The organism is Mangrovibacter sp. MFB070 (assembly GCF_000705335.1).
Classification (GTDB): Bacteria; Pseudomonadota; Gammaproteobacteria; order Enterobacterales; family Enterobacteriaceae; genus Mangrovibacter; species Mangrovibacter plantisponsor.
In genome coordinates, this window is sequence record NZ_JJMI01000015.1 from 47,705 (window position 1) to 66,188 (window position 18,484).

Sequence of the window (18,484 nt, forward strand, 5' to 3'; positions counted from 1 at the left end):
TTAAGTGACAGTTAAATAATATACTAACGTAATGAGGTGTGATGCTACGGCATGTTAACAGGGGACACCAGATAAACAGATGAGACAAACTAAGATTGGTCTGGCTTTAGGTTCAGGCGCAGCAAAAGGATGGGCTCATATTGGCGTTATTCGGGGCCTTGAACAGGCAGGTATCCATGCGGATATTATCGCCGGGTGCTCTATTGGTTCGTTGGTTGGCGCAGCTTATGCCTGTAATTCACTGGATTCCCTGGAAAAGTGGGTACGGTCATTCAGTTACTGGGATGTTTTAAGGCTAATGGATGTTTCCTGGCGCCGGGGCGGGTTACTGCGTGGCGAACGTGTGTTTAAGCAAGTCAGGCAGCATATTCCAGCCCGGCACATTGAAGAATGCCCGGTCCGTTTTGCAACTGTCGCAACCAACCTGAGCACGGGGCGAGAAATCTGGTTCACCAAAGGGGATTTGCACGGTGCTGTGCGCGCTTCCTGCAGCATACCGGGGTTATTATCTCCCGTGCGCCATAAAGGCTACTGGTTGGTTGACGGTGGTGTAGTCAACCCGGTACCTGTTTCTCTGGCCAGAGCATTAGGGGCGGATATCGTTATTGCGGTTGATTTGCAGCATGATGCACATCTGATTCAGCAGAACCTGTTAACCTCGCGTCAGAATGAGGAACACGTACCGGTACACTGGAAAGATAAGGTATTAACCCGGCTAGGTTTCGTGTCACCGCCACACCATCAGCAGCCCCCCGGGGCGCTGGAAATTATGACAACATCCATTCAGGTGCTGGAAAACCGCCTGAAACTAAGCCGTATGGCAGGCGACCCACCAGAGGTGACGCTTCAACCTTTTTGCCCACAAATATCAACGCTGGATTTCCATCGGGCAAAAGAAGCTATTGATGCTGGCAGGCTGGCGGTTGAAAAACACCTGGATGAGTTGCTTCCTTTGGTGAAAAGCAATGATTAACAGCATATTTACATTTCTTCAGTTCATTCTGAGAGGCGCAACCCCGCATACCATGCCACTATTATCGTATCATCAGGCAAGGGAGGGAGCATGACTCAACCGCTGCACGGAAAACTGATTTTGATAGTTGAAGACGAGCCTGTTTTCCGCGCGATGCTGGATGGATGGTTAGCTTCGTTGGGTGCCAATACGCTGTTAGCCGAAGACGGCATTGATGCCCTTGAGAAAATGTCCCTGCAGCCACCTGATTTGCTGATTTGCGATCTGGCTATGCCAAGGATGAACGGGCTTGAGTTTATTGAACAGATTCGCAACCGTGGGGATCAGACGCCTGTGCTGATTATCTCAGCAACAGATAATATGTCGGACATCGCCAGCGCGCTTCGGTTGGGGGTACAAGATGTATTACTCAAACCTATTAAAAACTTTGCCAACTTAAAAGAAACAGTTTATGCCTGCCTCTATCCTGCGATGTTCAATTCCAGAGTAGAAGAAGAGGAGCAACTGTTTGATGACTGGGATGCACTGGTGCGCAACCCCGGTGCCGCGGCCAAACTGTTAAAAGAGCTTCAACCTCCGTTACGCCAACATATCTCCGGGTGTGAATTGTCATATCACCAATTGGTGTTGGCAGATAAACCAGGGCTGGTGCTGGATGTAGCGCCTTTGTCTGCGCAGGATCTGGCTTTTTACTGCCTTGATGTTACGCGTGCCGGAGATAACGGCGTACTTGCTGCATTACTTCTGCGTTCGTTGTTCAACAGCTTGTTGCAGGAACAATTATCCCGGCAAGGGCAACGTTTACCTGAATTAGGTCCATTATTAAAAAAAGTTAACCAGTTATTACGTAAAGCGAATCTTTCCGGACAATTCCCCTTGATGGTGGGTTATTACCACTCAGAGCTAAAAAATTTAATTTTAGTTTCTGCCGGGCTTAATGCGCAGTTGAAATCAGGTGACCATCAGATTCAGTTAAGTAATGGTGTTCCTTTGGGCACATTAGGCAATGCTTACCTTAACCAATTAAGCCACCGTTGTGATGCCTGGCAGTGCCGTGTTTGGGGCGCGGGCGGGCATTTGCGCTTGATGTTGCACACGGAATGAGCAAAATAAAGTTTCATTACAGATAGCTTTTCCCGCTATCTGTTCCCAGTGGTAATATCTGCAACAGCTTCTTCGTATTTGTCTTAAATTACAGGTGCAACGAGTATTAAGCCGCAGATTTTTAATTCAAGCTGATATACTCAAACGCGTTTATATTGACGAGCAAGTTTAAAACTTGAACAGTCCAGGAGATATTTTAATGGCTGCTATTAAATCGAAAGTAAGGAAAGCAGTAATCCCGGTTGCCGGTCTTGGCACCCGCATGCTGCCAGCAACAAAAGCAATCCCGAAAGAAATGCTGCCGCTGGTGGATAAACCACTGATCCAATATGTGGTTAATGAATGTATTGCAGCCGGCATTACCGAAATTGTACTGGTCACTCACTCATCAAAAAACTCCATTGAAAACCACTTCGATACCAGTTTTGAACTGGAAGCTATGCTGGAAAAACGTGTAAAACGCCAGTTGCTGGAAGAGGTTCAGTCAATTTGCCCGCCACACGTAACAATTATGCAGGTTCGCCAGGGCCTGGCTAAAGGTTTGGGGCATGCAGTGCTTTGCGCGCATCCGGTTGTGGGTGATGAGCCGGTTGCGGTTATCCTCCCTGATGTCATTCTGGATGAATACGAATCAGACCTCTCCCGCGATAACCTTGCTGACATGATTAGCCGTTTCGATGAAACAGGTCACAGCCAGATTATGGTTGAACCTGTTGAAGATGTAACGGCATATGGTGTGGTTGACTGCCAGGGCGCAACGCTCAAACCAGGTGATAGTGTGCCAATGGTTGGTGTAGTTGAAAAACCGAAAGCAGAAGTTGCGCCTTCTAATCTTGCCGTTGTTGGTCGTTATGTATTAAGCGCAGATATCTGGCCGTTACTGTCCAAAACACCTCCAGGTGCTGGTGACGAAATTCAGCTGACTGACTCCATTGACATGCTTATTGCCAAAGAAACTGTAGAGGCTTACCACATGAAAGGTAAAAGCCATGACTGCGGTAACAAACTTGGTTATATGCAGGCGTTTGTTGAGTACGGTTTGCGCCACAAAGTATTAGGGCCTGACTTTAAAGCCTGGCTTGATGCGACAGTCGGCGGCAAAAAGTAATTTTTTTCAACCCAGGATAATGCAATGAAAGTTACCGTTTTTGGGATTGGGTATGTTGGTCTTGTCCAGGCGGCAGTGCTTGCTGAAGTCGGTCACGATGTTATGTGTATCGATGTGGATGAAGCCAAAGTAGAAAATCTGAAAAAAGGAGTTATCCCAATTTATGAACCTGGCCTGACTCCATTAGTTATGAAGAACTATGAGGAAGGCCGCCTGCAATTCAGTACTGATGCGCAGGCTGGGGTAAGCCACGGGGTGATTCAGTTTATTGCGGTTGGTACACCTCCTGACGAAGACGGTTCCGCAGACCTGAAGTATGTCACAGCAGTTGCGCGGACTATCGCGCAACACATGACTGCTCATAAAGTTGTGCTGGATAAATCAACGGTGCCGGTAGGTACTGCAGATAAAGTCCGTGATGCGATGCAGGCCGTGCTGAATGAACGTGGTGTTGAATACCCGTTTGATGTCGTCTCTAACCCTGAGTTTCTCAAAGAAGGTGCTGCGGTAGCTGACTGTATGCGTCCTGAACGTATTGTAATTGGTACGGATAACGATGAAGTGGTTAACATACTGCGTGAGCTGTATGAACCCTTTAACCGTAACCATGACCGTATGATTCTGATGGATATCCGTAGCGCAGAACTGACGAAGTATGCCGCGAACTGTATGCTGGCTACCAAAATCAGCTTTATGAATGAAATCGCCAACCTTTCTGAGTTGCTGGGCGCGGATATAGAAAAAGTGCGCCAGGGGATTGGTTCCGATTCCCGCATCGGGTATCACTTTATTTACCCCGGTTGTGGTTATGGTGGTTCCTGTTTCCCGAAAGATGTGCAGGCATTGATCCGTACTTCTGAGCATATCGGTTACACGCCTCGTTTATTGCAGGCCGTTGAAACTGTAAACAATGAGCAGAAGAAAAAATTGCCGTCCTTCGTTGTCCGTCATTTTGGTGACGACCTGAAAGGTAAAACCTTTGCTGTTTGGGGGTTATCGTTCAAGCCTAATACGGATGATATGCGTGAAGCGTCCAGCCGGGTTTTACTGGAAACGCTGTGGGAAAAAGGTGCCAAAGTGCAGGCTTTTGACCCGGAAGCGATGGATGAAACGCAGCGTATCTACGGTCATCGCGATGATTTGTCATTAATGGGTACTAAGGAAGCGGCCCTGCATAATGCAGATGCGCTTATTATTTGTACTGAGTGGCAGAATTTCCGGGCGCCGGACTTCGATTTATTAAAAAATACACTCAAACACCCAGTTATCTTTGATGGTCGTAACCTGTATGATCCAGAGAGATTGAATAAGCGTGGCTTCGTTTATTACGCGATTGGTCGCGGAGAATCAATTAATCTGAAAAAATAACGAGGGTTGTATGAAATTTCTGGTAACCGGCGCAGCGGGATTTATTGGGTTCCATGTCTGTAAGCGACTCCTGGCGGCCGGTCACCAGGTTATCGGTATCGATAACCTGAATGACTATTATGATGTCAGCCTCAAACAGGCTCGCCTTGATTTACTTGCCCCACACGCAGCATTCCAGTTCCAAAAAATAGACCTCGCAGACAGGCAGTCAATAGCCACATTGTTTACAGAGGGAAGTTTTGACCGGGTAATTCATCTTGCCGCCCAGGCTGGGGTACGTTATTCCCTGGAAAACCCTCATGCCTACGCAGATGCAAACCTGACTGGTCATTTGAATATTCTCGAAGGGTGCCGTCACAACCAGGTTAAGCATCTGTTATATGCTTCCTCCAGCTCAGTTTATGGTTTGAACCGGAAATTACCGTTCTCTGTAGAGGATTCCGTTGATCATCCGGTATCACTCTATGCCGCAACGAAGAAAGCAAATGAACTGATGTCTCACAGCTATGCACATTTATATGGCATTCCTGTTACCGGTTTGCGCTTTTTTACGGTATATGGCCCCTGGGGGCGTCCTGATATGGCATTGTTCAAATTCACCAAAGCCATGCTGGAAGATAAAGCAATCGATGTATATAACCACGGTAAAATGCGCCGTGACTTTACTTACATTGATGACATTGTTGAGTCTATCTTTCGTTTACAGGATATTGTGCCGGAGCCTAATCCTGAGTGGACTGTTGAGTCTGGTAGCCCTGCAGAAAGTTCAGCACCATACCGGGTATACAATATTGGTAACAGCTCTCCTGTTGCGCTGATGGATTATATTTCTGCGCTGGAGAACGCTCTGGGGATAACGGCCAGAAAAAATATGCTGCCGATGCAGGCGGGTGATGTTTTAGAGACCAGCGCTGATACCCGTGCACTTTACGACACAATCGGTTTTAAACCCCAGATGTCAGTGGAAGAGGGTGTAAAACATTTCGTTGACTGGTACCGCGCATTTTATCAGCAGTAAGCTGCAATGTGCCTCTCAAAGTTTTGAGGGGCTAAACTCGCAGAATATGAACACCAGAATGTGAAATTGCACCATAAGCTGAATTATTAAATATATCTACTGTTCATGGCAGCAACAAAAAAAGAACCGCAAAGCGGTTCTTTTTTAATGGTACAACAATCGATGATTTGATTATTCTTTAATCAGGAAATCATCCAGGCTTTTGCCTTGTTCGTCCATTGCTTTTTTGATAACAGCAGGGGTACGACCCTGGCCTGTCCAGGTTTTGGTTTCGCCGTTTTCGTCAACATAGCTATATTTAGCCGGACGTGCAGCACGTTTAGCTTTGCCGGTGGTTTTGCCGCTGCTCATTGAGTTCAGCAGTTCATTAGGATCAATACCATCAGCAATCAGCATTTCGCGATATTGCTGCAGCTTGCGGGTACGTTCTTCAATTTCAGCAGCTGCTGCGCTTTCTTCTTCGCGACGTTCATTTACGACAACTTCTAATTTTTCCAGCATCTCTTCCAGAGTTTCCAGAGTGCATTCTCTGGCCTGCGCACGAAGAGTACGGATGTTGTTCAGAATTTTAAGTGCTTCGCTCATTGTAGTAATCTCAAACTTATATTGGGGGTGGCTTGTTGGGCTAATAATAGAGCCTTAATTTATACAGTGCAATAGGTGTGAATGTAAGGAAATCAAAATAACGCGATATGCATCCATTTTTTAACTAATAACTTTAAAAAATGACCGTTATAAAAACCCGGCGCAGGGAGTATCAGCAACATCCCTTTTCCCATTATGGCTAATACCAAACACGTTTTGTAATAGAATTTAGCTTCTTTAATATCACTCTTTTGTATTATCTATAGATAAACCACTCAGATTGTTAAGACTTTCATTATGGAAAATTACTTTTCCATTCAGTTAGTAGCATCAGTGCAGAGCATAAATTCGCCATTACAGGTAGTTCCTCTCCGCTTCAGTTCATGTTTTGCTAACTTCACAGTGCAGGGTTGTTTAGCATCCGTTTACTAAACGGATGTTGTATGGAGAGTAATCATTTGCACAAAGTCAGCTGGAATGAGTAATGAAAATCAAATTTTCGCCAGTGAATATAAGATAAATGTGACACCCAATGCCCCTTGCGGAAGCAAGGAAAAAGCTCCATAGCAACCGGAGTATGGTAAACTGCGCGCGTATTGTGTGTTGAAAGGTTTATTCATTCATGGCTCAGCTCTATTTTTACTACTCTGCAATGAACGCCGGGAAATCAACGGCATTGCTGCAATCCTCTTACAATTACCAGGAACGTGGGATGCGCAGCCTGGTATATACAGCAGAAATTGATGATCGCTTCGGTGCTGGCAAGGTGAGTTCACGTATTGGCCTGTCTTCGCCAGCTCAGTTGTATAACAATACGACGGATCTATTCACTGAAATTCGTGATTCCGCTGCACAGTCACCATTACATTGTGTATTAGTTGATGAAAGTCAATTTTTGACACGTGAACAAGTTCGGCAATTGTCTGACGTGGTTGATAACCTGGATATTCCTGTACTGTGCTATGGGTTACGAACTGATTTTCGTGGGGAATTATTTAGCGGCAGTCAATATTTGCTCGCATGGGCAGATAAGCTGGTTGAGTTGAAGACTATTTGTTTTTGTGGGCGGAAAGCCAGTATGGTTTTGCGTCTGGATGAGTCCGGCAGGCCATATAATGAAGGCCAGCAGGTAGTTATTGGGGGCAATGAGCGTTATGTTTCTGTTTGCCGTAAACACTATAAAGACGCAATTATTCACGGCGCCTTGCCCGGTATTCAGAAAAAGCTTAACTAAATCTAATAAGTTGCCTGGCTCAATCATGTGCTAATTAAACCAACCGGCTTCACGTCGTCCTGGCGGAATGCCGGTTGCTGGCAAGCGTGAATCACCCAGAATGATGCCCTGGTGTAATCGCTTCTGCCAGCCTGTACAGGCCGTTTTGATAAATGGCAGTACAAGTCATCAGGTGAACTATCGCAGCCGTGTACAGCCCTCGCAGGCCCTCTCATTTGCTCCCTTAGCAAACCAGATTAACGGTAACTTCCATTTACTGTTCCCGTGCTATCTAATCGCTGTGGTATTTAATCGCTGTGCCTTGTGTATATGAACCTGTATCAGCAATAAATATGCGTTCAAATACAGAGGCAGGAACCATGCAGCGAGCACTGAGAGTACTTGAGCAGGGGAGTACAACGGGAAGGGCTTACAGCGCATTTGAAGGGTAAAACAGCAAATGACAGATAAAAAAGAACCCGCCGTAGCGGGTTCAAAATCCATGTCGTTTTAACCGATGTTAAGCGGTTTTTTTGGCTTTTTTATCAGCCTTTTCTGCTTTAGGTGCAACTGCTTTTTCTGCTGGTTTGCCTTCTACGTATTCACGACCATAGAAAGTATCCAGAAGAATCTGTTTCAGCTCGGAGATCAGCGGGTAACGCGGGTTAGCGCCAGTACACTGGTCATCGAATGCATCTTCAGACAGTTTATCGACATGAGCAAGGAAGTCGGCTTCCTGAACACCCGCTTCGCGGATAGATTTAGGAATACCCAGTTCAGCCTTAATGCTTTCCAGCCATGCAAGCAGTTTCTCAATTTTCGCAGCAGTGCGGTCACCAGGAGCGCTCAGGCCCAAATGGTCAGCAATTTCTGCGTAACGACGGCGTGCCTGCGGACGGTCGTACTGGCTAAATGCAGTCTGTTTGGTTGGGTTATCGTTGGCGTTATAACGAATAACGTTAGCGATTAACAGGGCGTTTGCCAGACCGTGAGGAATGTGGAACTGAGAGCCCAGTTTGTGAGCCATAGAGTGGCAAACACCCAGGAAGGCGTTGGCAAACGCGATACCTGCGATGGTTGCAGCACTGTGAACACGTTCACGCGCTACCGGGTTTTTAGAACCTTCGTGATAAGAAGCCGGCAGGTTTTCTTTCAACAGTTTCAGAGCCTGCAGAGCCTGGCCATCGGAGAACTCAGATGCCAGCACAGAAACATAGGCTTCCAGTGCGTGAGTTACTGCATCAAGGCCGCCAAATGCACACAGTGACTTCGGCATATCCATAACCAGATTGGCGTCGACAATAGCCATATCAGGAGTCAGTGCGTAGTCAGCTAACGGATATTTCTGACCAGTAGCATCATCGGTTACCACTGCAAACGGAGTAACTTCAGAACCAGTACCAGAAGTAGTGGTGACAGCGATCATTTTCGCTTTCACGCCCATTTTCGGGAATTTATAGATACGTTTACGGATATCCATGAAACGCAGAGCCAGTTCTTCGAAGTGAGTTTCCGGATGTTCGTACATCACCCACATGATCTTAGCCGCATCCATCGGAGAACCACCACCCAGGGCGATGATAACGTCTGGTTTGAAGGAATTAGCCAGTTCAGCACCTTTACGAACAACTGTCAGTGTTGGGTCAGCTTCAACTTCAAAGAACACTTCAGTTTCAACACCAGCAGCTTTCAGTACAGAAGTAATCTGGTCAGCATAACCATTGTTGAACAAGAACCGGTCGGTCACGATCAGAGCACGTTTGTGACCATCAGTAATCACTTCATCTAACGCGACGGGCAGTGAACCACGGCGGAAGTAGATAGATTTCGGAAGTTTATGCCACAACATGTTTTCAGCTCGCTTAGCAACGGTTTTCTTGTTGATCAGGTGTTTAGGACCAACGTTTTCAGAGATGGAGTTACCACCCCAGGAACCACAACCCAGCGTCAGGGAAGGTGCGAGTTTAAAGTTATACAGGTCACCGATACCACCCTGTGAAGCCGGGGTGTTGATCAGAATACGTGCGGTTTTCATCATTTGGCCGAAGAAAGCAACACGTTCTGGTTGGTTGTCCTGGTCAGTGTACAGGCAAGATGTGTGACCGATACCGCCCATTGCAACCAATTTTTCTGCTTTATCAACAGCATCTGCAAAATCTTTCGCACGGTACATTGCCAGAGTCGGAGACAATTTTTCGTGTGCAAAAGGTTCGCTTTCATCAACCACGGAAACTTCACCAATCAAAATTTTGGTGGTTTCTGGTACGGTGAAACCAGCGAGCTCAGCAATTTTCACTGCAGGCTGGCCAACAATGGCGGCATTCAGCGCGCCATTTTTCAGGATAACGTCCTGAACGGCTTTAAGCTCTTTACCTTGCAGCATGTAGCCGCCATGGCTGGCAAAGCGTTCACGCACTGCGTCATAAACGGAATCGACAACAACAACAGACTGTTCAGAAGCACAAATCACGCCGTTATCGAAGGTTTTGGACATCAGTACAGAAGCGACAGCGCGTTTAACATCGGCGGTTTCATCGATAACTACCGGAGTGTTACCAGCACCTACACCAATAGCAGGTTTACCGGAACTGTAAGCAGCCTTAACCATGCCCGGGCCACCAGTGGCGAGGATCAGGTTAATATCCGGGTGATGCATTAATGCGTTAGACAGTTCAACAGAAGGTTGGTCTATCCAGCCAATCAAATCTTTTGGTGCGCCAGCAGCGATAGCAGCCTGCAGCACAACATCAGCGGCTTTATTGGTGGCGTCTTTTGCACGAGGGTGCGGAGAGAAGATAATTGCGTTACGGGTTTTAAGGCTGATGAGTGACTTAAAGATAGCAGTAGAAGTCGGGTTGGTAGTCGGGACGATACCACAGATAATGCCGATAGGTTCAGCAATGGTCATAGTGCCGAAAGTGTCGTCTACAGAAAGGACACCACAAGTCTTCTCATCTTTATAGGCGTTATAGATATATTCAGAAGCAAAGTGGTTTTTAATCACTTTATCTTCAATGATACCCATGCCAGATTCAGCAACGGCCATTTTAGCGAGTGGGATACGAGCATCTGCAGCAGCCAGAGCGGCGGCGCGGAAGATTTTATCTACTTGCTCTTGAGTAAAGTTGGCATATTCACGCTGGGCTTTTTTCACTCGTTCTACGAGTGCGTTAAGTTCAGCGACATTAGTAACAGCCATAATGCTCTCCTGATAAATGTTAAACTCTTTTAGTAAACCAGCTGCCCGAGAGTCAGTATAGACAGCGCCAGTTGTATCAAGAAACCATCACTACCAACTATGTTCAGTTTTCTTTAACTTTCTGCTGATTTACTAAAAGAGCCTTACCTTCAACATTACCTGATTGGGTCACTGTTTTTTTCCCTGGCGGCAAGTAAAGATTACTCACATATCAGGGCGTATTTCATGATCCAGGTCAATTTCTATTGAAGCTGACTCCTTTCAGCATAGGAAACGAACATATGTGTTAATGATGGTTAATTTACTTACAAAACAATTATTTCACACTATCATATATGAAACATGTAAGTAACATGAATGCGGCTAAAATGTAACTTTTTCTAAGGTAATCGGATGAGTACAGTAAATCCCATAGTCTGTTGAAGGTTTTTCATTTAGAGTAGCGCAGCTATTTTCAGCGCGTGAACGGAGCTCTGCGTGACACAATCATTGTTCGATTTATCGACATTTTTTAAGTTCTTTATTGGACTGTTTGCACTGGTCAACCCGGTTGGCATCATTCCGGTATTTATCAGCATGACCAGCTACCAGACAGCGGCGGCAAGAAATAAAACTAACCTGACGGCTAATCTGTCGGTAGCGATTATTTTGTGGACCTCGCTGTTCCTTGGAGATGGCATTCTGCAATTGTTTGGTATCTCAATTGATTCGTTCCGTATTGCCGGAGGTATTCTGGTTGTCACTATTGCGATGTCGATGATCAGCGGGAAACTGGGCGAAGATAAGCAGAATAAACAGGAAAAATCAGAAACGGCCATCCGTGAGAGCGTGGGTGTCGTCCCCCTGGCGTTACCATTAATGGCAGGGCCGGGCGCTATCAGTTCCACTATTGTCTGGGGAACGCGCTATCACACATGGACCTATATGGTCGGGTTTACGCTGTCCATTGCACTTTTTGCGGTGTGCTGCTGGTTTATTTTCAGGCTTGCTCCATGGCTGGTCCGTTTTTTGGGGCAAACGGGTATCAACGTTATCACCCGTATTATGGGCTTGTTACTGATGTCACTTGGTATTGAGTTTATTGTCACCGGGGTGCGTGCGCTTTTCCCCGGTCTGCTCGGGTAAAATTTTTTTAGCCTTGATCACAAAAGCGGAAAAACTTATTCCGCTTTTCCTCTCCTGCGGCGTACACCACCTTGTCTTTCTTTGTACTCACCCCGTATAAAACAGTCTGCTTACTATAAGAGAAACTTTTGAAAACACGTAAATTAGTAGCAATGCTGATTAATAATTAGGCGTTCAATTTGTTATTTGAATGACACGACAAATTGGCTCTTGCTGGGGCTTTCCTGAAATGATATTAGTAAAACTCACCTTCGCGCAGACGAATGTACTAAAAATAAGCAGTTGTTAAGTTTTTTGTGGAAAATGAGCAATGTTACAATTTTTACAAATGCACATAGCTCACCCCGTTTTTTTTAATTCTCTGTAATTACAAGGATTGTTCTGCCTTCCGGTGTGTTTTCCGGGAGGTAATTGTGAACGCATTCTTGTAGTGAATGCCTCTCAGTTTAACAAATCTGCAAATTGTATTAGCCTGGCCGGAGTGGGTTTGCTACTTTCCGCCAGAAAAGTCGTCACAGCGTCGTATTGCGCTGGCTTTTACACTTGAACAGAAATCCCCGCCTTTATGACAGGAAAGGTGAGGTGAGAAAGAATCGACACAGGCGGTACTTACAAGTGCGGCCGGTAATAAATGAAGTCGGTGATAGCAGTAAAACAACAATAACCTGGCAGACGCGAAAGCTCCTGCGCTGTACAGGCCCCCAAAGGGGAAAACAGTCTGGCTGTAAAGCCAGTAATTATAATGAGTGGAGTATCAACACAATGTCCGTCATCACGAAAAAAAATCTGGTAGCTGCAGGGATTTTTACTGCGCTATTTGCTGGTAACGTTGCAATGGCTGCGAATGTACCAGCCGGTGTCCAACTGGCAGAAAAACAAACACTGGTTCGTAATAATGGTGCCGAGATCCAGTCGCTGGATCCGCATAAAATTGAAGGTGTGCCGGAAGCTAACGTCAACCGCGATCTGTTTGAAGGCCTTCTGATTACTGATTTGCAAGGTCACCCCGTCCCGGGTGTTGCAGAAAAATGGGAAAATAAAGACTTTAAAGTCTGGACTTTCCACCTGCGTAAAGATGCGAAATGGTCCAATGGTGAACCTGTTACCGCACAAGATTTTGTTTACAGCTGGGAGCGCCTGGCTGACCCGAAAACAGCTTCTCCTTATGAGAGCTACCTGCAATACGGCCACGTAGCCAATATTGACGATATTATTGCCGGGAAAAAAGCGCCAGACACTTTAGGTGTGAAAGCGCTGGATGACCATACACTGGAAGTCACACTGAGTGAGCCAGTGCCTTATTTCTATAAATTGTTAGTTCACGCATCGTTGTCTCCGGTACCAAAAGCCGCAATTGAAAAATACGGTGAAAAGTGGACTCAGCCGGGTAACATCGTTACCAACGGTGCTTACACACTGAAAGACTGGGTGGTGAACGAACGTATCGACCTGGTGCGTAACCCACAGTACTGGGACAATGCCAAAACGGTAATTAACCAGGTAACCTACCTGCCAATTTCTTCTGAAGTCACCGATGTTAACCGCTACCGTAGCGGTGAAATTGATATGACTTACAACCAGTTACCGATTGAACTGTTCCAGAAACTGAAAAAAGAAATCCCAAATCAGGTACATGTTGACCCGTATCTGTGCACCTATTACTACGAAATTAACAACCAAAAACCGCCATTCAATGATGTGCGTGTCCGTACTGCGCTTAAGTTGAGCCTGGATCGCGATATCATTGTCAATAAAGTGAAAAACCAGGGCGACCTGCCAGCTTATGGTTACACACCGCCGTATACCGATGGCGCTAAACTGACTCAGCCTGCATGGTTTGGCTGGAGCCAGGCAAAACGTAATGAAGAAGCGCGCAAATTGTTGGAAGAAGCTGGCTTCACTAAAGATAAACCGCTGTCCTTCGACCTGCTTTACAATACGTCTGACCTGCACAAAAAACTGGCTATTGCAGTTTCTTCTATCTGGAAGAAAAACATTGGCGCCAATGTCAAACTGGATAACCAGGAATGGAAAACATTCCTCGACAACCGCCATCAGGGTAACTTCTCGGTTGCGCGTGCTGGTTGGTGTGCAGATTACAATGAACCGAGTTCATTCCTGAATACTATGCTGTCCGACAGCTCTAACAACACCGCACACTATAAGAGTGAAGCCTTTGATAAAATAATGGCTGATACACTGAAAGTGAAAACAGAAGAAGAACGTGCTGAGTTGTATAACAAAGCAGAGCAACAGCTTGACAAAGATTCCGTCATTGTCCCGGTCTATTACTATGTTAACGCCCGCCTGGTGAAACCATGGGTTGGTGGTTATACCGGTAAAGACCCGCTTGATAATGTTTATGTGAAAGATTTGTACATTATCAAACATTAATGGCCGTTTGTGAGGCAGGGCGTTTGCTCTGCCTCACTGTGTCTTATTTCATCGCAGTGCAAAGGCACACGCCAGAAGGTACGGGCAATGTTGAAATTTATTTTACGTCGCTGTCTGGAAGCAATTCCGACACTTTTTATTCTTATTACTATTTCTTTCTTTATGATGCGCCTTGCTCCGGGAAGTCCATTTACCGGGGAGCGCAACCTGCCGCCAGAAGTTATGGCAAACATCGAAGCGAAGTATCATCTCAATGATCCAATGATGACCCAGTATTTTCATTATCTGAAACAACTGGCACATGGGGACTTTGGGCCTTCGTTCAAATATAAAGATTACAGTGTCAATGATTTGGTTGCTGCATCATTCCCGGTTTCAGCAAAACTGGGTGCGGCTGCCTTCTTGTTGGCTATTGTGCTGGGCGTTACCGCTGGGGTGATTGCCGCACTCAAACAGAACAGCAAATGGGATTACATAGTCATGAGTTTTGCCATGACAGGTGTGGTTATTCCCAGTTTTGTTGTCGCGCCACTGCTGGTCATGATCTTTGCCATTACATTACGGTGGCTGCCGGGTGGTGGCTGGAATGGGGGCGAACTCAAATATATGTTGCTGCCAATGGTCGCACTTTCGCTGTCCTATATTTCCAGTATCGCGCGTATTACGCGTGGCTCAATGATTGAAGTGTTGCACTCTAACTTCATTCGTACTGCGCGCGCTAAAGGGCTGCCTATGCGCCGCATTGTTATGCGCCACGCACTGAAGCCTGCGTTATTACCTGTGCTCTCTTATATGGGGCCAGCATTTGTTGGGATTATCACGGGTTCGATGGTGATTGAAACAATTTACGGTTTACCGGGGATTGGCCAGTTGTTTGTTAACGGTGCGCTGAACCGTGACTACTCACTGGTACTGAGCCTGACGATTTTAGTCGGGGCCCTGACTATTGTTTTCAATGCTGTTGTCGATGTGCTTTATGCCGTGATCGACCCAAAAATTCGTTATTGATGCTGGAGTTAGCCAAATGTTGAGCAAGAAAAACAGTGAGGCCCTGGAAAACTTCAGCGAAAAGCTTGAAGTGGAAGGCCGTAGCTTATGGCAGGATGCGCGGCGGCGTTTTATTCATAACCGCGCTGCAGTGGCAAGCCTGGTGGTACTGGTGCTGATTGCACTCTTTGTTACCTTTGCCCCAATGTTGTCTTCGTTTACTTATTTCGATACCGACTGGAACATGATGTCCAGTGGGCCAGATTTTGCTTCTGGTCACTATTTCGGTACTGATTCATCTGGCCGTGACCTGCTGGTTCGTGTGGCAATTGGTGGGCGAATTTCCCTGATGGTTGGGGTGTCTGCTGCACTGGTCGCTGTGATACTGGGCACTTTGTATGGTTCACTTTCCGGCTACCTTGGGGGAAAAGTTGACTCAGTGATGATGCGTCTGCTGGAGATCCTTAACTCCTTTCCGTTTATGTTCTTCGTCATTCTGTTGGTTACCTTCTTTGGGCAAAACATCCTGCTGATTTTTGTGGCAATAGGTATGGTTTCCTGGCTGGACATGGCGCGTATTGTCCGCGGGCAAACTTTGAGCCTGAAACGCAAAGAGTTTATTGAAGCAGCCCAGGTTGGTGGTGTATCTACCGGCAATATCGTTGTTCGCCACATTGTGCCAAACGTTCTGGGCGTGGTGGTCGTTTACGCCTCGTTGCTGGTTCCCAGCATGATCTTGTTTGAATCCTTCCTCAGTTTCCTTGGGTTAGGTACTCAGGAACCATTAAGCAGTTGGGGCGCATTGCTGAGCGATGGTGCGAACTCAATGGAAGTTTCCCCGTGGTTATTGTTATTCCCGGCGGGTTTCCTGGTAGTGACGCTGTTTTGTTTTAACTTCATTGGCGATGGCTTGCGTGATGCCCTCGACCCGAAAGACCGTTAAGGAGTACCCATGGCTTCGCTTATTAGTTCTGTAGTGGGTGCATCCCCGTTAGCGGGTGAGTCCTTATTAAATGTTAAAGATCTGCGGGTAACTTTTGGTACCCCGGATGGTGATGTTACTGCTGTTAATGACCTGAACTTTACCCTGAATGCCGGTGAAACTCTGGGGATTGTGGGGGAGTCCGGCTCGGGTAAATCACAAACCGCATTTGCTTTGATGGGGTTACTGGCTTCAAACGGGCGTATTGATGGATCCGCCACATTTGGTGGGCGAGAAATTCTTAACCTGCCAGAGCATGAACTGAACCGCCTGCGTGCGGAACAGATCTCCATGATTTTTCAGGATCCAATGACTTCCCTTAACCCTTATATGCGAGTGGGCGAGCAACTGATGGAAGTGCTCATGCTGCATAAAAAGATGAGCAAGGCAGAAGCGTTTGAAGAATCAGTGCGTATGCTTGATGCGGTCAAAATGCCTGAAGCTCGTAAGCGCATGAGAATGTTTCCCCATGAATTCTCAGGCGGGATGCGCCAGCGTGTGATGATAGCAATGGCATTGTTATGCCGGCCAAAACTGCTGATTGCTGATGAACCCACCACGGCACTGGATGTCACTGTCCAGGCACAAATCATGACGTTGTTGAATGAACTGAAACATGAATTCAATACCGCTATTATCATGATTACCCACGACCTCGGCGTTGTTGCAGGTATCTGTGACAAAGTACTGGTGATGTATGCCGGGCGCACCATGGAATATGGCAGCGCACGGGATGTGTTCTACCACCCGTCACACCCTTATTCATTGGGGTTGCTGAGTGCTGTACCGCGCCTTGATAAAGAAGGTGAGGCTCTGGACACCATTCCAGGTAACCCGCCGAACCTGTTGAAATTACCCAAAGGTTGTCCGTTCCAGCCGCGTTGCCCATATGCATCTGAAGGTTGTGAGAATACGCCACCGTTGGAATCCTTTGGTGAAGGCCGGTTACGCGCCTGCTTTAAGTCAGTGGAGGAGTTGGCATGAACGCGCTGGCAGAAGAAAAGAAAGTGCTGCTCGAAATTACTGACCTGAAAGTCCATTTCGATATTCGTGACAGCAAGCAGTGGTTTTGGCAACCCGCTAAAACCCTCAAAGCGGTAGATGGGGTGACCCTGCGCCTGTATGAAGGGGAAACGCTGGGCGTTGTAGGTGAATCCGGATGCGGTAAATCTACATTTGCCCGGGCAATTATCGGGTTGGTGAAAGCGACTGAAGGGCACGTTGCCTGGTTGGGTAAAAACCTGACAGGGATGAACCAGGAACAGTGGCGTGAAGTGCGCAGCGATATCCAGATGATCTTCCAGGACCCGCTGGCATCGCTGAACCCGCGCATGACGATTGGCGATATCATTGCTGAACCGTTGCGCACTTATCACCCGAAAATGCCCCGCCAGGAAGTAAAGGACCGGGTTAAAACGATGATGATGAAAGTGGGGCTGTTGCCGAACCTGGTCAACCGTTACCCGCATGAGTTTTCAGGTGGCCAGTGCCAGCGTATTGGTATTGCCCGGGCACTTATCCTTGAACCAAAGCTTATCATTTGTGATGAGCCGGTTTCAGCCCTTGATGTTTCCATTCAGGCGCAGGTCGTTAATCTGTTGCAGCAACTGCAGCGGGAAATGGGGTTATCTTTGATTTTTATTGCCCACGACCTGGCAGTGGTAAAACATATCTCTGACCGGGTACTGGTTATGTACCTTGGCCATGCCGTAGAGTTGGGGACTTACGATGAGGTGTATAACAACCCTCTGCACCCGTACACCCGGGCACTGATGTCTGCTGTGCCGGTGCCGGACCCTGACCAGGAGCGCAATAAAACAATACAGTTGCTGGAAGGGGAATTGCCATCACCAATCAACCCGCCTTCAGGCTGTGTGTTCCGTACCCGTTGCCCTATGGCTGGCCCGGAATGTGCAAAAACGCGACCGGTACTGGAAGGTAGTTTCCGCCATGCGGTTTCCTGCCTGAAGGTTGACCCGCTGTAAATACACCCGGCCTGTGCGGCTGTGTATAGTGTGAATAAAAAACCTGAATGTTTAACGCATTCAGGTTTTTTTTCAGGCTGAGCCGTTATAACCGGGGCAATTATTCACGCCACAGAATATGGCACAGCTTATGGCTCTTCTCACGGCACAGAAGAATACGTGCAAACACATCATTCAGTTCACCACCGTCTTCCTCTGCCAGACCAATAACAACCTCTGAGAAGAAGTCAGGATTCAGATCGAAATCGACATGCTCCGCCCATTCTTCAGACGGGTCAAAAAGTTCTGCGCCGCCACGCTCTTCGAACTGGAGATTAAATAAAATGATGTCTGCCGGGTCCAGGTTATCGCCCGCCAGTTCCAGAAAAATATCGTAAGCCTGCTCAAGAGTTTCATCTTCAGTCAGGCGGTTATTCAGGTCCATATCCATCTTTATACATCCG

At 46.9% G+C, this 18,484-nt stretch carries 15 protein-coding genes; 12 read left to right on the forward strand and 3 right to left on the reverse strand.

All coding sequences use genetic code 11. From position 1 onward, the window contains the following. Positions 1–79: 79 nt before the first annotated feature. The 5 genes from rssA (at position 80) to DT73_RS05730 (ending at position 5,571) form a co-directional block, all read left to right on the forward strand. Entirely contained in the window at positions 80–973 is an 894-nt protein-coding gene (rssA, locus tag DT73_RS05710) for a patatin-like phospholipase RssA (protein ID WP_036105296.1), read from the forward strand. Between the two features lie 90 nt (positions 974–1,063). Further along, on the forward strand, positions 1,064–2,077 hold the full coding sequence (gene rssB / locus DT73_RS05715; RefSeq protein ID WP_036105300.1) for a two-component system response regulator RssB: 1,014 nt from the start codon (positions 1,064–1,066) through the stop codon (positions 2,075–2,077). A 199-nt stretch (positions 2,078–2,276) separates the two neighbouring features. Then, positions 2,277–3,185 (forward strand): UTP--glucose-1-phosphate uridylyltransferase GalU, encoded by a 909-nt coding sequence (gene galU, locus DT73_RS05720; RefSeq protein WP_036105304.1) that lies wholly within the window; start codon positions 2,277–2,279, stop codon positions 3,183–3,185. A 24-nt stretch (positions 3,186–3,209) separates the two neighbouring features. Beyond that, entirely contained in the window at positions 3,210–4,553 is a 1,344-nt protein-coding gene (locus DT73_RS05725; protein ID WP_036105307.1) for a UDP-glucose/GDP-mannose dehydrogenase family protein, read from the forward strand. 10 nt (positions 4,554–4,563) lie between these two features. Next, positions 4,564–5,571 (forward strand): NAD-dependent epimerase, encoded by a 1,008-nt coding sequence (locus DT73_RS05730; protein WP_036105310.1) that lies wholly within the window; start codon positions 4,564–4,566, stop codon positions 5,569–5,571. A 171-nt stretch (positions 5,572–5,742) separates the two neighbouring features. On the opposite strand, the gene hns is transcribed toward DT73_RS05730, so the two are convergent. Next, positions 5,743–6,156, reverse strand: coding sequence for a histone-like nucleoid-structuring protein H-NS (hns, locus tag DT73_RS05735; protein WP_036105313.1), 414 nt, complete (start codon positions 6,154–6,156; stop codon positions 5,743–5,745). 622 nt (positions 6,157–6,778) lie between these two features. Between hns and tdk the strand changes: the two genes are divergently transcribed. Further along, on the forward strand, positions 6,779–7,390 hold the full coding sequence (tdk, locus tag DT73_RS05740) for a thymidine kinase (RefSeq protein ID WP_036105316.1): 612 nt from the start codon (positions 6,779–6,781) through the stop codon (positions 7,388–7,390). 499 nt (positions 7,391–7,889) lie between these two features. Here the strand turns inward: tdk and adhE are convergent, their stop codons facing one another. Next, a complete protein-coding gene (gene adhE / locus DT73_RS05745) occupies positions 7,890–10,568 on the reverse strand; it encodes a bifunctional acetaldehyde-CoA/alcohol dehydrogenase (RefSeq protein WP_036105317.1) in 2,679 nt (892 codons plus the stop codon). Positions 10,569–11,045: 477 nt separating this feature from the next. On the opposite strand from adhE, the gene DT73_RS05750 reads away from it, so the two are divergent. The 6 genes from DT73_RS05750 to oppF all read left to right on the forward strand — a co-directional run bounded on the left by DT73_RS05750 (position 11,046) and on the right by oppF (position 18,041). Further along, positions 11,046–11,693, forward strand: coding sequence for a YchE family NAAT transporter (locus tag DT73_RS05750; RefSeq protein ID WP_036105320.1), 648 nt, complete (start codon positions 11,046–11,048; stop codon positions 11,691–11,693). A gap of 762 nt (positions 11,694–12,455) precedes the next feature. Further along, the gene (gene oppA / locus DT73_RS05755) at positions 12,456–14,087 is read left to right on the forward strand and encodes an oligopeptide ABC transporter substrate-binding protein OppA (RefSeq protein WP_036105323.1); all 1,632 of its coding nucleotides are present in this window, start codon (positions 12,456–12,458) and stop codon (positions 14,085–14,087) included. Between the two features lie 87 nt (positions 14,088–14,174). Further along, positions 14,175–15,095 (forward strand): oligopeptide ABC transporter permease OppB, encoded by a 921-nt coding sequence (gene oppB, locus DT73_RS05760; protein ID WP_036105328.1) that lies wholly within the window; start codon positions 14,175–14,177, stop codon positions 15,093–15,095. 16 nt (positions 15,096–15,111) lie between these two features. After that, entirely contained in the window at positions 15,112–16,017 is a 906-nt protein-coding gene (gene oppC, locus DT73_RS05765) for an oligopeptide ABC transporter permease OppC (RefSeq protein ID WP_036105331.1), read from the forward strand. Between the two features lie 9 nt (positions 16,018–16,026). Beyond that, the gene (locus tag DT73_RS05770) at positions 16,027–17,040 is read left to right on the forward strand and encodes an ABC transporter ATP-binding protein (RefSeq protein WP_036105335.1); all 1,014 of its coding nucleotides are present in this window, start codon (positions 16,027–16,029) and stop codon (positions 17,038–17,040) included. After that, positions 17,037–18,041: a murein tripeptide/oligopeptide ABC transporter ATP binding protein OppF gene (gene oppF / locus DT73_RS05775; protein WP_036105337.1), complete on the forward strand. Its 1,005-nt coding sequence runs from the start codon at positions 17,037–17,039 to the stop codon at positions 18,039–18,041. Before DT73_RS05770 ends, oppF begins: the two co-directional genes overlap by 4 nt. A 100-nt stretch (positions 18,042–18,141) precedes the next feature. Here oppF and DT73_RS05780 read toward each other — a convergent pair whose 3' ends face one another. Continuing rightward, positions 18,142–18,471 (reverse strand): HI1450 family dsDNA-mimic protein, encoded by a 330-nt coding sequence (locus tag DT73_RS05780; protein ID WP_072006907.1) that lies wholly within the window; start codon positions 18,469–18,471, stop codon positions 18,142–18,144. Positions 18,472–18,484 lie beyond the last annotated feature (13 nt).